Below are 14528 nucleotides of genomic sequence, written 5' to 3' on the forward strand. Positions count from 1 at the left end.
CCGGGCTACCTGGGTCAGGTTCACGTCGGGGGCGAGCGGGATCTCGCGGGTGTGGATCTCCAGGATCGCCTCCCGGCCACCGCGGTCGGGGGGCGCAGGCGTCCTGGCGACGCCTGCCCACGGGACCCGGAGGACGTCCGGTGCAGGTCGGCCCGGGGGATCGGCGAGTGTCCGGTGCCGGTCGGCCCGGGGGACCGGAGGGTGTCCGGTTGCGGTCAGGCCACGGAGACCGCCGACCAGGCGGCCGCCACGGCGTTGTACTCGGTGCTGCCCGCGCCGTACAGGTCCTTGGCCGCGTTCAGCGTGGCGGTGCGAGCGCCCGCGTACTTCGTCGACGAGGTCATGTAGACCGTCAGCGCGCGGTACCAGATCTTGCCCACCTTGTCGTGCCCGATGCCGGACACCGCGGAGCCGTTGCAGGTGGGGGAGTCGTAGCCGACGCCATTGACGGTCTTCGCCCCGCTGCCCTCCGAGAGGAGGTAGGCGAAGTGGTTGGCGACGCCGGAGGAGTAGTGGACGTCCAGGTTTCCGACCGAACCGCTCCAGCAGTCAGCCGAGTTGCCGTCCTTGGAGGGCTTGTCCATGAAACGGAGGGCGGGCTTGCCGAATCCGGAGCGGACGATCTTCTCGCCGATCAGGTAGTCACCGGCGTCCGAGGAGTTGTTCGCGTACCACTCCACCAGGGTGCCGAAGATGTCGGACGTCGCTTCGTTCAGGCCGCCGGACTCGCCCGAATACGTCAGCGCGGCCGTCTTCGAGGTGACCCCGTGCGACATCTCGTGCCCGGCGACGTCCAGCGCGACGAGCGGTCCGAAGGTCGAGCCGTCACCGTCCCCGTACGTCATGCAGAAGCAACTGTCGTCCCAGAAGGCGTTGTTGTACTTGTTGCCGTAGTGCACGCGGTTGTACGAGCCCTTGCCGTCGCCCGCGATGCCGTTCCTCCCGTGGACGTTCTTGTAGTAGTCCCAGGTCTCGTTGGTGCCGTACTGCGCGTCCACCGCCGCGGACGGGCGGTCCGACGCCGCGCCCGTGCCCCAGTGGTTGTCCGCGTCGGTGAAGAGCGTCGCGGGCGCCCGGCTGATGCAGATCCCGAAGATGCACAGGTCCGTCTTGTTCGCCGCGTCGCCCGTGTACGTGTTCCCGCGCGTCGGGTCCTTCAACTGATACGTGGATCCGGACGGCGTCGTCTCCAGCGGAACCGTGCCGCTGTACAGCGACGATCCGTCGCCCGTCGCCGTCTCGATGTTGTCCCACGCGTCGATCCGCGCACCGCTGAGGGCGTCGGTCAGGAGCGTGCGGGCGACCGGGTTGCCGAGCGAGTCCTGGGCCACCGCGTCCGTGCGCCAGGCGAGTCTCGGCGTTCCGTGCAGGGCGTCCACGACCAGTCGCGGCTTGGACGTCACCTTCTTCAGCACCTCGCCGGGATGGGCGGCCCGCAGCGCGTTCACCGCGAGGCCGGCCGCCTTCGGGGCGGACAGCGCGGGGGTGACGCCGGGCAGCGAGATGGCCTTGGCCGTCGCCCGGTTCGCGCTGCGGTACGTGCCGTTCGGGGCCAGGTGGACCACGAAGTCGCCGCCGAGCACCGGGAGGTGACGGTACGTCCGGTCGTAGCGCACATGCTGGGTGCCGTCCTTGTCGACGACGACGTCGCGGACGGAGGTGTTCTGCGCGGAGGTGAGGCCCAGGTTCGTGGCGTGGGCCACCAGCGCGGAAGCCGCGTTCTCGATCGCGGTGACCCGGGTCGGCCTGCTGTCGGCGTTCGCGGCGGGGGCGAGCGCGGCGGCCAGCAGGGTGGCCGCGGTCACGGCCGCGCCGACGGTGGCGAGAGAGGAACCTCGGATGTGCCGTATTCGACTCATCGGTCTCCTTGGAAGGGCGCCTTGGGGAGGGCGCGTGGGGGGAGTGGCGCGTGGAGGAGGCGCTGAAAGCTGACTTAGATTTAAAGGTCCATGACATGTCATGTCCATAGCGCCTGCAGGGTGCGTGCGGGATGCGGCGAGAATCGTTTCCGTACCCTCACGAATGGAGACGATCATGGAATTGCCGGCCTGCCTGGCCGTCCTGACCACGACGGATGCCGTCGAGAAGGCCACAGCACTGGCCCGTGGCGCGGTGGCGGCGCGGGTCGCGGCCTGTGCGCAGATCTCGGGGCCGGTCACCTCCGTCTACCGCTGGGAGGGCGCCGTGTGCACCGCCTCCGAGTGGCAGATCCAGTTCAAGACGACCGGGGCGCGCTACCCGGCGCTGGAGGCGTACCTCCTGGACGCCCACGACTACGACACACCCGAGATCATCGCGACCCCGGTCGTCGCGGGAAGCCCCGACTACCTGCGCTGGCTGGAAGAGGAAACGGCCCCTTGAACACGCCTCACCCCCCGGACCCGCCGGATTCCCCGGACCCTTCGACCAACTCGGCTCCCGCGCCCCCCTCGGACTCTTCGGCTCCCTCGGCCTCTTCGAGTCCTCCGAGTTCCTCGGACGGAGTGGGACTGCCCTTCTTCGTCTACGGCACCCTGCGCCCCGGCGAGCACAACCACGACCTCTTCCTGCGGGGCCGGACCCGGTCCGAGGAACCCGGGCGGATGCGGGGGCTCGTGCTGTACGAGGGGCCCGGATATCCGTACGCCGTCGAGGAACCCGGCGGCGTGGTGAGCGGCGAACTCGTGACCGCGCTGCCCGAGGCGTACGCGGAACTCCTGGCGACGCTCGACGAGTTGGAGGAGTACACGCCGGGTGATCCGCGCAACCTGTACGAGCGGGTCGCGCGCGACGCCGTGCGCGCGGACGGCGTCACGATCGTACGAGCCTGGGTGTACGTCGCCGCATCCGCGGTGTCGGCGCGCCTGCGGACCGAGGGCACGCCGATCGAGGGCGGGGACTGGCGCGGCACCGGGAGAGACACCCCGGCCCGCCGGCACGGCTGAGACGTGCAGGCGGGCCGGGAGCCCCGGTGCCTGCGGGCTGGGAGCCCTGGTGCCTGCGGTCATCCATCCGCCGGGCGTGGGTCACCGGATGCGGCGGGCGGATGGACGCCGCGCGCGATGGCCGCACCGGGCCCCGGACGGGACGGCGGCCGACACGCGTTCGCTGCCGGGGTGGACCGGCGCGCCCGCCGCCACCGCCGTGCCGTGCCGTGCCGTGCCGCGCCGTGCCGCGCCGCCGGGACACCGGACAGGACGGGACAGGACAGGACGGGCCGAGGTTCGGGACAGTGGGTGAGGCGTGTCCGCCGTGTCCGGGTGCACCCGTGCGGGTGGCCGTCCCGTGCGCCCCCGGTGGCGCGGGCGTCCTCGCCCCTAGGGTCCGGCCATGACCGACCGCACCATGACCAGACGACGCGTTCTCGCGCTCAGCGGGGCGGCCGTCGGCGCCGCCCTGGGCATCGGGCTCAGCTCGTGCTCCACCGACCCGGAGCCGGACGGACCCTCCGGCTCGGGACCTGCGGAGGCCCCCCGGCCCGTCGAGCGGTCCGGCTCGGACGGCCGTGGCGGGGACTGACCGACGTGGACCGACGCGCGCCGCGCACCCGGGCGCGGCGCCCCACAGCGCGTCGGCCCGAGGGCGGCACCGCCGCCGTCACCCCTCGCGCACCGCCTCCACCCGCACCGCGCACGCCTTGAACTCCGGCATCCGGGAGATCGGGTCGAGGGCGGGGTTGGTCAGCGTGTTGGCGCGGCCCTCGCCCGGCCAGTGGAAGGGCATGAACACGGTGTCCGGGCGGATGGCGGTCGTGATCCGGACCGGTGCGACGGCCCGGCCGCGCCGCGACACCACGGTCACGGCGTCCCCGTCCGCCGCGCCGAGCCGTTCGGCCAGCCGCGGGTGCATCTCCACGAACGGGCCGGGCGCCGCGGCGTTCAACTCGTCGACGCGACGCGTCTGCGCCCCCGACTGGTACTGAGCGACCACGCGCCCGGTGGTCAGCAGCACGGGGTACTCGTCGTCCGGCTCCTCGGCGACGGGCCGGTGCGACACGGGCACGAACCGGGCCCGGCCGTCCTCGGTGGCGAACCGGTCGAGGAAGAGGCGGGGCGTGCCCGGGTGGTCTGCAGAGCCGGTGGCGGCCGGCACCGGGCCGTCCGGCACCACGGCGGGGAAGGCGTCCTCGGTACCGGTGTCCGGCGCCGTGGCCGCGTCCGGGGCCGGGGGTGCCGGACAGGGCCAGAACACCCCGTTCTCCTCCGCCAGCCGGCGATAGGTGATCCCCGAGTAGTCCGCGGGTCCGCCCGCGCTCGCCCGGCGCAGTTCCTCGAAGACCTCCTCCGGGTCGGTGGGAAACCCCTTCTCCACGCCGAGGAGGGCGGCGAGTTCGTGCAGGACCTCGAGGTCGCTGCGGACCCCCTCAGGGGCGCTGAGGGCACGCCGGCGCAGCAGCACGCGGCCCTCCAGGTTCGTCGTCGTGCCCGTCTCCTCGGCCCACTGGGTGACCGGCAGTACGACGTCCGCGAGGGCGGCGGTCTCGGAGAGGACGACATCGGCGACCGCGAGGAAGTCCAGTGACTTCAGGCGTTCCTCGATGTGCGCGGCGTGGGGCGCGGACACCACCGGGTTCGACCCCATCAGCAGCAGGGAGCGGATGTCCGTCCCCATCGCGTCGAGGAGTTCGTACGCGCTGCGCCCCGGACCAGGCAGTGTGTCGGGGTCGATGCCCCACACCTCGGCCACATGCCGTCGCGCCGCCGGGTCGGTGAGCTTGCGGTAGCCGGGCAACTGGTCGGCCTTCTGGCCGTGTTCGCGCCCGCCCTGCCCGTTGCCCTGCCCGGTGAGACAGCCGTAGCCGGACCGAGGCCGGCCCGAACGCCCGGTGGCCAGGCACAGGTTGATCCAGGCGCCCACGGTGTCGGTGCCCTTGGACTGCTGCTCGGGTCCGCGCGCGGTGAGGACCATCGCGTCCTCGGGCTCGCAGAACATCCGCACCGCTTCGCGGAGTTCGGGAACGGACACCCCCGTGATCCGTTCGACGTACTCCGGCCAGTGCGCCATCGCCGCGGCCCGGGCCTCCTCCCAGCCGCTCGTGCGGGCCCGGATGAACTCCTCGTCCGTACGCCCCTCGGCGACCACCAGATGGAGCATCCCCAGCGCGAGCGCCAGATCCGTCCCCGGGCGCGGCGCGAGATGCAGGTCCGCCTGTTCGGCCGTGCGGGTGCGGCGCGGGTCGATGACGACGAGCGTGCCGCCGTTCTCCTTCAGCTCGGTGATGAAGCGCAGCGCGGGCGGCATCGTCTCGGCGAGGTTGGAGCCGACGAGGATCACACAGCCGGTCCGCGGGATGTCCTCCAGCGGAAAGGGCAGCCCCCGGTCGAGACCGAAGGCCCTGACGCCGGCCGCGGCCGCGGACGACATGCAGAAACGGCCGTTGTAGTCGATCTGCGAGGTGCGAAGGACGACGCGGGCGAACTTCCCCAGGGCGTACGCCTTCTCGTTCGTCAGTCCGCCGCCGCCGAACACCCCGCACGCGTCCGGGCCGTGCTCCGCACGTGTGCGGGCCAGCCCCTCGGCGATCCTGCCCAGCGCCTCCTCCCAGCTCGCGGGCTCCAGGACACCCGCGGTGCGGACGAGCGGCGAGGTGAGCCGCACCCGGGACGACAGCAGCGCGGGCGCCGTGCGCCCCTTGCCGCACAGAGCGCCCCGGTTCACCGGGAAGTCCGCGCGCTCGGTCACCTCGACGCCTCCGCCGGGCGAGGGCGTCAGGTTCATCCCGCACTGCAGGGCGCAGTACGGGCAGTGGGTGGGCGTCACGGAGGCGTTCATGGCGCCCAGCGTGCGGTCGGCGTGTTACGCGCCGGGGAGGTACGCGTTACACGGCCGGGGCGGAGACCTCCCGGCCGGGCCGGACCCGCGGTGAGGTGCTCCCGCGCCGCACGGACGCCCTGACGTGGTGGATCACCTCGTTCGCGCCCGGCCGGGGCCAGGAATCCGGACGATCGTGACCGCCCCGTGCCTCGGGCGATCCGTCTCTAGCGCGTCGCCGCCAGGGCGCGGGCCACGCCCCGCTCCTTCGGCCCGAGGAAACGCGGATCCGGCTCGAACACCGCGTCCAGCGCGGCCTTGCCCGCCGCGAAGATCTCCCGCGTGCCGCCGTAGTACCAGGTGGCATCGTGCTTGGCCTCGACACCGATGCCGTACGAGCGGACGCCCGCCGCCTCGCACAGGGCGAGAGCGCGGCGGATGTGGAAGCCCTGGCTGATCAGGACGGCCTCGTGGACGCCGAAGATCTTGCGGGCGCGGACGCAGGAGTCCCAGGTGTCGAAGCCGGCGTAGTCGCTGACGATCCGCCGGCCGGGCACCCCGCGCGCGGTGAGATAGGCGCGCATCGCGTCGGGTTCGTCGTAGTCCTCGCGGCTGTTGTCGCCGGTGACGAGGACGACCTCGATCCGGCCGGCCCGGTACAGCTTCGCGGCCGCGTCCAGACGGTGGGCGAGATACGGGGACGGCTCGCCGTCCCACAGACCCGCGCCGAAGACGATCGCGACCTCGGTGCGCGGGGCGTCCGCCGTCGTCCGCAGCCGGTCGTCCGTCACTACGTACATCCACGTCGCCGGGAGCAGCGCCATTACACACAGGGCCATCAGCGTCTGTACGGCCCGCCGTTGCGCCTTGCGCGTACGCGGCAGGCGGAGCAGACGCGGTCGGCGGAAGCTCGGGCGCTTCGGGCGCGGCAGGCGCGGCATGATCGATGTCCCCCAGGTGTGGTCACTCGCGGCGGTGCGCGGCCGGTGCGGGCGCCGGTGTTCCCGCCGTTCCCGTTCGGCCCCGGCAGCGTATTTCGCTTCGGCTCCCGCTCCGCTTTCGGGCCGGACCTCGCGTTCCCCTTCGACAGATGAGGACGCGTCGTAAGGCCGTTCGGTTCACCCAGGGGCGCCGATCCGGATCTCCCGGCGGGAGGGAGCCGCAGGTGGGAGGCGCTCACACCGCACCGCTGCCGTACGGTGAACCGCCGGAAAACACCCGTCATCCCGGCGCAACGGCCCGGCAACCTCCTGCCGTCAGGATCGCCCCATGACGGCGTCGAACCCCGCTCGCGACGAGTCCTCCCACCGCCCCGGCGGCCCGCCGCCGCGCGGCGCCCACCTCGAAGGCCCCCTCGACAGTACGGCGCAACTCATGAACCGGATCACCAGCCAGCTCGGCAGCCAGCTCAGCCTCGTCTCGCTCAACGGCACCCGCCGTCCGGCGCCACCCGCGCTGGTCCTGGTCGCCCACGGCAGCCGTGACCCGCGCGCGCTCGCCACCGTGCGCACCCTGATCGAACGCGTCCGCGAACTGCGCCCCCAGCTGCCCGTGCGCCTCGGCCACATCGAGCTGAACGAGCCCCTGCTCCGCGACACGCTCACCTCCCTGGCGGGCAGGCAGGACGCCGTCCTCGTCCCGCTGCTGCTCGGCCGCGGCTACCACGTCCGGCGCGACATCCCCGAGACCGCGGCCGACGTCCCCGGCGTGCGCACCCGCGTCGCCGCCCCGCTCGGCCCGCACCCGCTGCTCGTGGAAACCCTCTTCGCGCGCCTCGTCGAGGCCGGCTGGCGGACCAGGATGAGCGACTCGGCCCGCCGTGCGAGCGCCGTCGTGCTCGCGTCCGCCGGTTCCCGTGCCCCGGACTCGGCCGCCGACACCCGCCGCACCGCCCAGCTGCTCGCCGAGCGCCTCGGCGTGCCGGTCGTCCCCGCGTACGCCTCCGCCGCCACGCCCACCGTTCCCGCCGCCCTGCGCGCCCTCGCCGCCCGCGGCCGCCACCGGATCGCCGTCGCCTCGTACTTCACCGCTCCCGGCCGCTTCGCCACGCAGTGCGCCGAGGAGGCCCCCTGGATCTGTGCCGAACCGCTGGGCGACCACCCGGCGATGGCCCGCCTGGTCCTGCACCGCTACGACCAGGCCGTCGCGGCCCCCGAGCCCGCCTCGGAGCGCGCCCTGATCCCGGCCTGAACCCGGCGGTTCCCCCGTCGCCCGGCACCGCACCGCCGGCGACCGCGTCCCGATTGTCACTGCCTGCGTCTACTGTCGGTGCATGGAAGGCATGGCACCGAAGACCGAAGACACCGCACCGCAGACCCACGAGAACCACCCGGCTCACGACGAGTACGACGTGTCGGCCGTCGAACGCTGGGCCGTCGAGCCCGACAAACGCCCCGGCCGCACCGCCTTCCAGCGCGACCGCGCGCGTGTGCTGCACTCCGCCGCCCTGCGCCGCCTCGCGGGCAAGACCCAGGTGGTCACTCCCGGCACCCTTCCCCAGGTGCTCGGCGCCGCCGGAATCCAGGTGTGGGACGCCAGTCCGCGGACGCGGCTGACCCACTCCCTGGAGTGCGCCCAGGTGGGCCGCGAACTGGGCGCCGCCCTTGGCTGCGACCCGGACCTGGTCGAGGCGGCCTGCCTCTCGCACGACCTGGGCCACCCGCCCTTCGGGCACAACGGCGAACAGGCGCTCAACGAATTCGCCGAGGACTGCGGCGGATTCGAGGGCAACGCCCAGTCGCTGCGCCTGCTCACCCGGATCGAGCCCAAGCGCTTCGTGCGCAGCGACATGGTGACATCGGCCTCCGCCGCGGCGGACGACGACCTCGTCAGCGTCGGCCTCAACCTCACCCGTGCCGCCCTAGACGCCGCCACCAAGTACCCCTGGCCGAGAGGCGCCCGTCCCAGCGACCCGAAGTCGCCGAAGTTCGGGGTCTACGAGGACGACCGGCCGGTCTTCGACTGGGTCCGCAAGGGCGCCCCCGGCACACGGACGTGCTTCGAGGCCCAGGTCATGGACTGGTCCGACGACGTGGCCTACTCGGTGCACGACGTCGAGGACGGTCTGCACGCCGGCCACATCGACCCCGGCCTGCTGCACGCCGGACCGGAACGCCAGGAGATCTTCGCCGTCGCCATCGGGCGGTACGTGCCCGACGACACCGATCCGGCCGAGCTCTCCGAGGCCCTCGACCGGCTCCTCGACCAGGAATGGTGGCCGCACGGGTACGACGGAACGGCCGTCGCGCAGGCCCGCCTGAAGGACGCCACCAGCCAGCTCATCGGCCGCTTCTGCCTGGCCGCGGAGGGCGCCACCCGCGCGAGGTACGGCAGCGGGCGCCTCACCCGGTACGAGGCGGAGCTGGTCGTCCCGCGAGCCGCCCGGCACGAGTGCGCAGTCCTCAAGGCGGTCGCCGACCGGTACGTCATGCAGCGCGCCGAGCAGGAGCGGCTCCGCGCCGACCAGCGGATCATCGTCGCCGAGCTCGCCGAAGCGCTCACCGCCCGCGCCCCCGAGGTACTCGATCCGCAGTTCCGGGCGCTGTTCGACCACGCGGCCGACGACCGCGCCCGCAAGCGCGTGATCGTCGACCAGATCGCATCCCTCACGGATGCCTCGGCGCGTTCCCTGCACCTCAGGCTCACCACGCGTTCCCATGGGAGCGGAGAAGTGTGACCCTGCGTGGCCTGATCGGGCCACTCCCCCTTCCCGCATCACGCTCCGTGCGGGACGCTCGCATATGGCGACATCCTTACGAGGAGGCATCAAGTGGTCGACGCGGATCAGACATTCGTCATCGTCGGAGGAGGCCTGGCAGGCGCCAAGGCGGCCGAGACGCTCCGAGCGGAGGGCTTCACCGGCCGCGTGATACTGATCTGCGACGAGCGCGACCACCCCTATGAACGCCCTCCGCTGTCCAAGGGCTACCTCCTCGGCAAGGAGGAGCGCGACAGCGTCTTCGTGCACGAACCCGCGTGGTACGCGCAGAACGACATCGAGCTGCACCTCGGCCAGACCGTCGACGCGATCGACCGCTCGGCCAAGACGGTCCGCTTCGGCGACGACGGCACCCTCGTCCACTACGACAAACTGCTCATCGTGACCGGAGCCGAGCCGCGCCGCCTCGACATCCCGGGCACCGACCTCGCCGGAGTCCACCACCTGCGCCGCCTCGCCCACGCCGAGCGCCTCAAGGGCGTCCTCGCCGCTCTGGGCCGGGACAACGGCCACATCGTGATCGCCGGCGCCGGCTGGATCGGCCTGGAGATCGCCGCCGCGGCCCGCGAGTACGGCGCCGAGGTCACCGTCGTCGAACCCGAGCCGACCCCGCTGCACAGCGTGCTCGGCCCCGAGCTGGGCGAGCTCTTCGCCGAGCTGCACCGCGAGCACGGCGTCCGCTTCCACTTCGGCGCCCGGCTCACCGAGATCGTCGGCCAGGACGGCATGGTGCTGGCCGCCCGCACCGACGACGGTGAGGAGCACCCCGCCCACGACGTCCTCGCGGCCATCGGCGCCGCCCCGCGCACCGGCCTCGCCGAGGCCGCCGGCCTGGCCATGGCCGACCGCGCGTACGGCGGCGGCATCGCGGTCGACGACCGGCTGCGCACCTCCGACCCCGACGTGTACGCCGCCGGTGACGTCGCCTCCTTCCACCACAGCCTCTTCGACACGCGGCTGCGCGTCGAGCACTGGGCCAACGCCCTGAACGGCGGTCCGGCCGCCGCCCGCTCGATGCTGGACCGCGGTACGACGTACGACCGCGTGCCCTACTTCTTCTCCGACCAGTACGACGTGGGGCTGGAGTACTCGGGCTGGGCGCCCCCGGGGACGTACGACCAGGTGGTGATCCGTGGCGACGCGGGCAAGCGGGAGTTCATCGCCTTCTGGGTGAAGGAGGGCAGGCTGCTGGCCGGGATGAACGTGAATGTGTGGGACGTCACGGAGCCGATCCAGCAGCTGATCCGGTCCCGGGTCCAGGTGGACACCGACGCGCTCGCCGACCCGCACATTCCGTTGGAGAGCCTGGTCCCGTGACCGACGGCGGCACCCGCTCCGGCGCCGTCCCCGTGCCGGGAATCCCGGGGTCCGCCCCCGGACCCCGGCCGGGCGCCGTTCGCCTGCCCCAGGAGTGTCGGTGCTGCCCCGTAGAATCACCACGTGGCAGGCAGGATCAATGACGAGGACGTGAAGGCTGTTCGGGACGCGGTCCCGATCGACGCCGTGGTGTCCGAGTACCTCCAGCTGCGCAACGCGGGCGGCGGAAACCTCAAGGGTCTCTGCCCCTTCCACGACGAGAAGTCACCGTCCTTCCAGGTCAGCCCCAGTAAGGGGCTCTTCCACTGCTTCGGCTGCCAGGAAGGCGGCGACACCATCACGTTCGTGATGAAGGTCGACCACCTCACCTTCTCCGAGTCGGTCGAGCGCCTCGCCGCCCAGGCCGGCATCACCCTGCGCTACGAGGAGGGCGGGTACAACCCCGCCCACCAGCGCGGCGAGCGCATCCGCCTGGTCGAGGCGCACAAGGCGGCCGCCACCTTCTACATCGAGCAGCTCGGCACCAGCCCCGAGGCCGACGCGGGCCGCTCGTTCCTCGCCGAGCGCGGCTTCGACCAGGCCGCCGCCGCCCACTTCGGTGTCGGCTACAGCCCCCAGGGCTGGGACCACCTCACCCGCCATCTGCGCGGCAAGGGCTTCAGCGACAAGGAACTCGTTCTCTCCGGCCTCTCCCAGGAGGGCCGCCGCGGTCCCATCGACCGCTTCCGCGGCCGCCTCATGTGGCCGATCCGCGACATCGGCGGCGAGGTCGTCGGCTTCGGCGCCCGCAAGCTCTACGAGTCCGACAACGGCCCGAAGTACCTGAACACGCCCGACACCGCGATCTACAAGAAGTCCCAGGTCCTGTACGGCATCGACCTCGCCAAGAAGGACATCGCCAAGAGCAGCCGGGCGGTCGTCGTCGAGGGCTACACGGACGTCATGGCCTGCCACCTGGCCGGCATCACCACCGCCATCGCGACCTGTGGCACGGCGTTCGGCGGCGACCACATCAAGATCCTCCGCCGGCTGCTCATGGACAACGGCTCGGCACGGGTGATCTTCACCTTCGACGGCGACGCGGCCGGCCAGAAGGCCGCCCTGCGCGCCTTCGAGGACGACCAGAAGTTCGCCGCCGAGACCTACATCGCCATCGCGCCCGACGGAATGGACCCCTGCGACCTGCGCCTCGCCAAGGGCGACGAAGCGGTCGCCGACCTGGTCGAACCCCGCACCCCCCTCTTCGAGTTCGCGCTGCGCCAGATCGTCCTGCGCTACGACCTGGAGACCCCGGCGGGGCGCGCGGCCGCCCTCGACGAGGCCGCCCCGATCGTCGCCCGCATCAAGAACAGCGGCGCGCAGCACGAGGTCGCCGTGCAGCTCGCCGGCATGCTGGGCATCCTCGACACCCAGTTCGTCGTCAAGAGGGTGGCCCAGCTGGCCCGTTGGGCCCGCGACCGCGGCGGCATGGGGCCCGCGCCGGCCGGCGGCCGCCCCCAGCAGACCTACGCCTCCGTGCAGGCGCCCACCGGCGGCGGCCCGGCCCTCACCCTGCGCAACCCCGTCTTCGCCACCGAGCGCGAGCTGCTCAAACTCGCCCTCCAGCGGCCGGAGTTGGTCGCCCCGGCGTTCGACGCCTACGGCATGGACGAGTTCACCGCCCCGCCCTATGCCGCCGTGCGCCAGGCGGTCATGGACGCGGGCGGCACCGAGTACGGCGTCCAGGACCCCCAGGAGTTTCTGATCCAGGTCCGTGACGCCGCCCCGGACGACGCGGTGCGCGCGATGGTCACCGAGCTGGCCGTCGAGGCGATCCTGCGCAAGACCGTCGACGAGACCTACGCGGCCGACCAGCTCGTCATGGTCCGCCGCCGCGCCGTCGACCGCCGCATCCGGGACGTCCAGGGCTCCCTGTCCCGCCTCAGCACGGGCGGCGACCCGGCTCAGCTGGCCGCCGTACAGAACGAGTTGTGGGTGCTCCAGCAGTACGGCCAGGCCCTCCGCGAGCGGGGCGCCGAAGCCCTCTGAAGCCGGACCGGCGGGGGCTTCACCGGTGTTCCGGGGACGGACCGGCGGGCGCCGCGGGGGTGTTCCCGGGGTCGACCGGCGGGAACGCTGGGGCGCGACGGGCGCCCGGAGCGGCCGACGGAGCCCGGCGCACATGCCAATCCCGTACGCGCTTCTCCTGGTTTCGTCTTCGCTGAGCTGCGCACTCGTACAAGACGGTAACCACGCGGTCACGGACCGGACGCAAAAAGTCACCGCACGCCCCTCGTGGCAGCGATGTGTCGTACTCCACACTGGGTTCCGGTGCCTGAGTCCTCGGAGCGCGGCCGACCCGCACGCGACGGGTTCCCGATCCCCGCGGTTCCGCTAAACGACTACGGGATGGACAGCGGCGAGGCCGTCGACCCCATCCCCGACGTACCGCTGCCGCACGCCTCAGCAGCGACATTCCTGGAGGTCGCCCCCGTGCAGACCCAGACCCTCGCCCAGACCGACAACACCACCGACACGGACGCGGATACCGACGTCGTCGCGGCCGTCCCCCCGCAGCGCCGCGCCGCGCACCACCCCGAGGCCGAGCAGGAGGGCCGGCCCGAGGCTCCCGGGGCAGAGGTGGAAGTGGAGACCGAGGCCGAGGCCCCCGAACCCGTCGAACCGCCCCGAAGCCGCGCAGCCGACACCGGTGGCCCCTCGTCCGACCTGTTCCGCCAGTATCTGCGGGAGATCGGGCGGATTCCGCTGCTCACGGCGGCCGAGGAGGTCGATCTCGCCCGCCGCGTCGAGGCCGGGCTCTTCGCCGAGGAGAAGCTCCGGCTCGCTCCCGACCTGGACAGCCAGCTCGCCCTGGACCTGGACAAGATCGTCGTCATGGGACGGATGGCCAAGCGCCGGCTGATCGAGGCGAACCTGCGGCTCGTCGTCTCCGTGGCCAAGCGCTACGTAGGCCGCGGCCTGACCATGCTCGACCTGGTGCAGGAGGGCAACCTCGGCCTGATCAGGGCCGTCGAGAAGTTCGACTACGCCCGCGGCTACAAGTTCTCCACCTACGCCACCTGGTGGATCCGCCAGGCCATGTCGCGCGCGCTCGCCGACCAGGCACGGACCATTCGCGTCCCGGTGCACGTGGTCGAGCTGATCAACCGGGTGGTCCGCGTCCAGCGGCGGATGCTCCAGGAGCGCGGCTACGAGCCCAGTCCCGAGGAAGTCGCCGCGCATCTCGACCTGACCGGCGAACGGGTGAGCGAAGTCCTGCGGCTGGCCCAGGAGCCGGTATCCCTCCACGCCCCCGTGGGGGAGGAGGACGACGTGGCCCTCGGGGACCTCATCGAGGACGGCGACGCCACGTCTCCGGTGGAGTCCGCGGCGTTCCTGCTGCTCAGGCAGCATCTGGAGGCGGTGCTGTCCACGCTCGGCGAGCGGGAGCGCAAGGTCGTCCAGCTCCGGTACGGGCTGGCGGACGGGCGTCCGCGCACCCTGGAGGAGATCGGCCGCATCTTCGGCGTCACGCGCGAGCGCATCCGGCAGATCGAGTCCAAGACCCTCAACAAGCTGCGGGACCATGCCTTCGCGGACCAGTTGCGGGGCTATCTGGACTGAGGGGTGCTGCCGGGGGCATGGGGTTCTTTCGCCCCCTCCGCCCCTTCCCGTCCCGTACCCGGGGGCGCTGCCCCCGGACCGGAGCGATCGACGGGAGTTCGGGGACCCGCACGACGACCTCGACAAGGGGGAGACGTTCCGCGTGACGGTCCGCTACTCC

Annotated in this window: 11 protein-coding genes; 8 read left to right on the forward strand and 3 right to left on the reverse strand. The window is 72.4% G+C overall.

The annotated features are described in order from the left end of the window. Nucleotides 1-215 precede the first annotated feature (215 nt). Nucleotides 216-1859, reverse strand: coding sequence for a M4 family metallopeptidase (locus tag ACWD68_RS40485; protein ID WP_451811475.1), 1644 nt, complete (start codon nt 1857-1859; stop codon nt 216-218). Nucleotides 1860-2034: 175 nt separating this feature from the next. Here ACWD68_RS40485 and cutA point away from each other — a divergent pair, with 175 nt between their 5' ends. The 3 genes from cutA (at nt 2035) to ACWD68_RS40500 (ending at nt 3498) form a co-directional block, all read left to right on the forward strand. Next, nucleotides 2035-2361 carry a divalent-cation tolerance protein CutA gene (gene cutA, locus ACWD68_RS40490; protein ID WP_451811476.1) on the forward strand — a complete coding sequence of 109 codons (327 nt, stop codon included), beginning with the start codon at nt 2035-2037 and terminating at the stop codon, nt 2359-2361. A 122-nt stretch (nt 2362-2483) separates the two neighbouring features. Beyond that, complete coding sequence (locus ACWD68_RS40495; RefSeq protein ID WP_451811477.1) at nt 2484-2924, forward strand: gamma-glutamylcyclotransferase family protein; 441 nt, start codon at nt 2484-2486, stop codon at nt 2922-2924. A 385-nt stretch (nt 2925-3309) separates the two neighbouring features. Next, nucleotides 3310-3498 (forward strand): hypothetical protein, encoded by a 189-nt coding sequence (locus ACWD68_RS40500; protein WP_451811478.1) that lies wholly within the window; start codon nt 3310-3312, stop codon nt 3496-3498. A 78-nt stretch (nt 3499-3576) separates the two neighbouring features. On the opposite strand, the gene ACWD68_RS40505 is transcribed toward ACWD68_RS40500, so the two are convergent. Together ACWD68_RS40505 and ACWD68_RS40510 are read right to left on the reverse strand one after the other, a co-directional pair. After that, nucleotides 3577-5751 carry a molybdopterin oxidoreductase family protein gene (locus ACWD68_RS40505; protein WP_451811479.1) on the reverse strand — a complete coding sequence of 725 codons (2175 nt, stop codon included), beginning with the start codon at nt 5749-5751 and terminating at the stop codon, nt 3577-3579. A 206-nt stretch (nt 5752-5957) separates the two neighbouring features. Then, nucleotides 5958-6671, reverse strand: a complete 714-nt coding sequence (locus ACWD68_RS40510) for a SanA/YdcF family protein (RefSeq protein WP_451811480.1) — start codon at nt 6669-6671, stop codon at nt 5958-5960. A 328-nt stretch (nt 6672-6999) separates the two neighbouring features. On the opposite strand from ACWD68_RS40510, the gene ACWD68_RS40515 reads away from it, so the two are divergent. The 5 genes from ACWD68_RS40515 (at nt 7000) to ACWD68_RS40535 (ending at nt 14368) form a co-directional block, all read left to right on the forward strand. Then, nucleotides 7000-7920 carry a sirohydrochlorin chelatase gene (locus tag ACWD68_RS40515; protein ID WP_451811481.1) on the forward strand — a complete coding sequence of 307 codons (921 nt, stop codon included), beginning with the start codon at nt 7000-7002 and terminating at the stop codon, nt 7918-7920. Nucleotides 7921-8002: 82 nt separating this feature from the next. After that, a complete protein-coding gene (locus ACWD68_RS40520; protein WP_451811482.1) occupies nt 8003-9406 on the forward strand; it encodes a deoxyguanosinetriphosphate triphosphohydrolase in 1404 nt (467 codons plus the stop codon). Nucleotides 9407-9499: 93 nt separating this feature from the next. Next, nucleotides 9500-10765 (forward strand): NAD(P)/FAD-dependent oxidoreductase, encoded by a 1266-nt coding sequence (locus ACWD68_RS40525; RefSeq protein ID WP_451811483.1) that lies wholly within the window; start codon nt 9500-9502, stop codon nt 10763-10765. 123 nt (nt 10766-10888) lie between these two features. Then, nucleotides 10889-12793, forward strand: a complete 1905-nt coding sequence (gene dnaG, locus ACWD68_RS40530) for a DNA primase (protein ID WP_451811484.1) — start codon at nt 10889-10891, stop codon at nt 12791-12793. Between the two features lie 282 nt (nt 12794-13075). Next, nucleotides 13076-14368, forward strand: a complete 1293-nt coding sequence (locus ACWD68_RS40535; protein WP_451811485.1) for an RNA polymerase sigma factor — start codon at nt 13076-13078, stop codon at nt 14366-14368. The last annotated feature ends 160 nt before the right edge of the window (nt 14369-14528 follow it).

Source organism: Streptomyces sp. NPDC005141 (assembly GCF_053599975.1).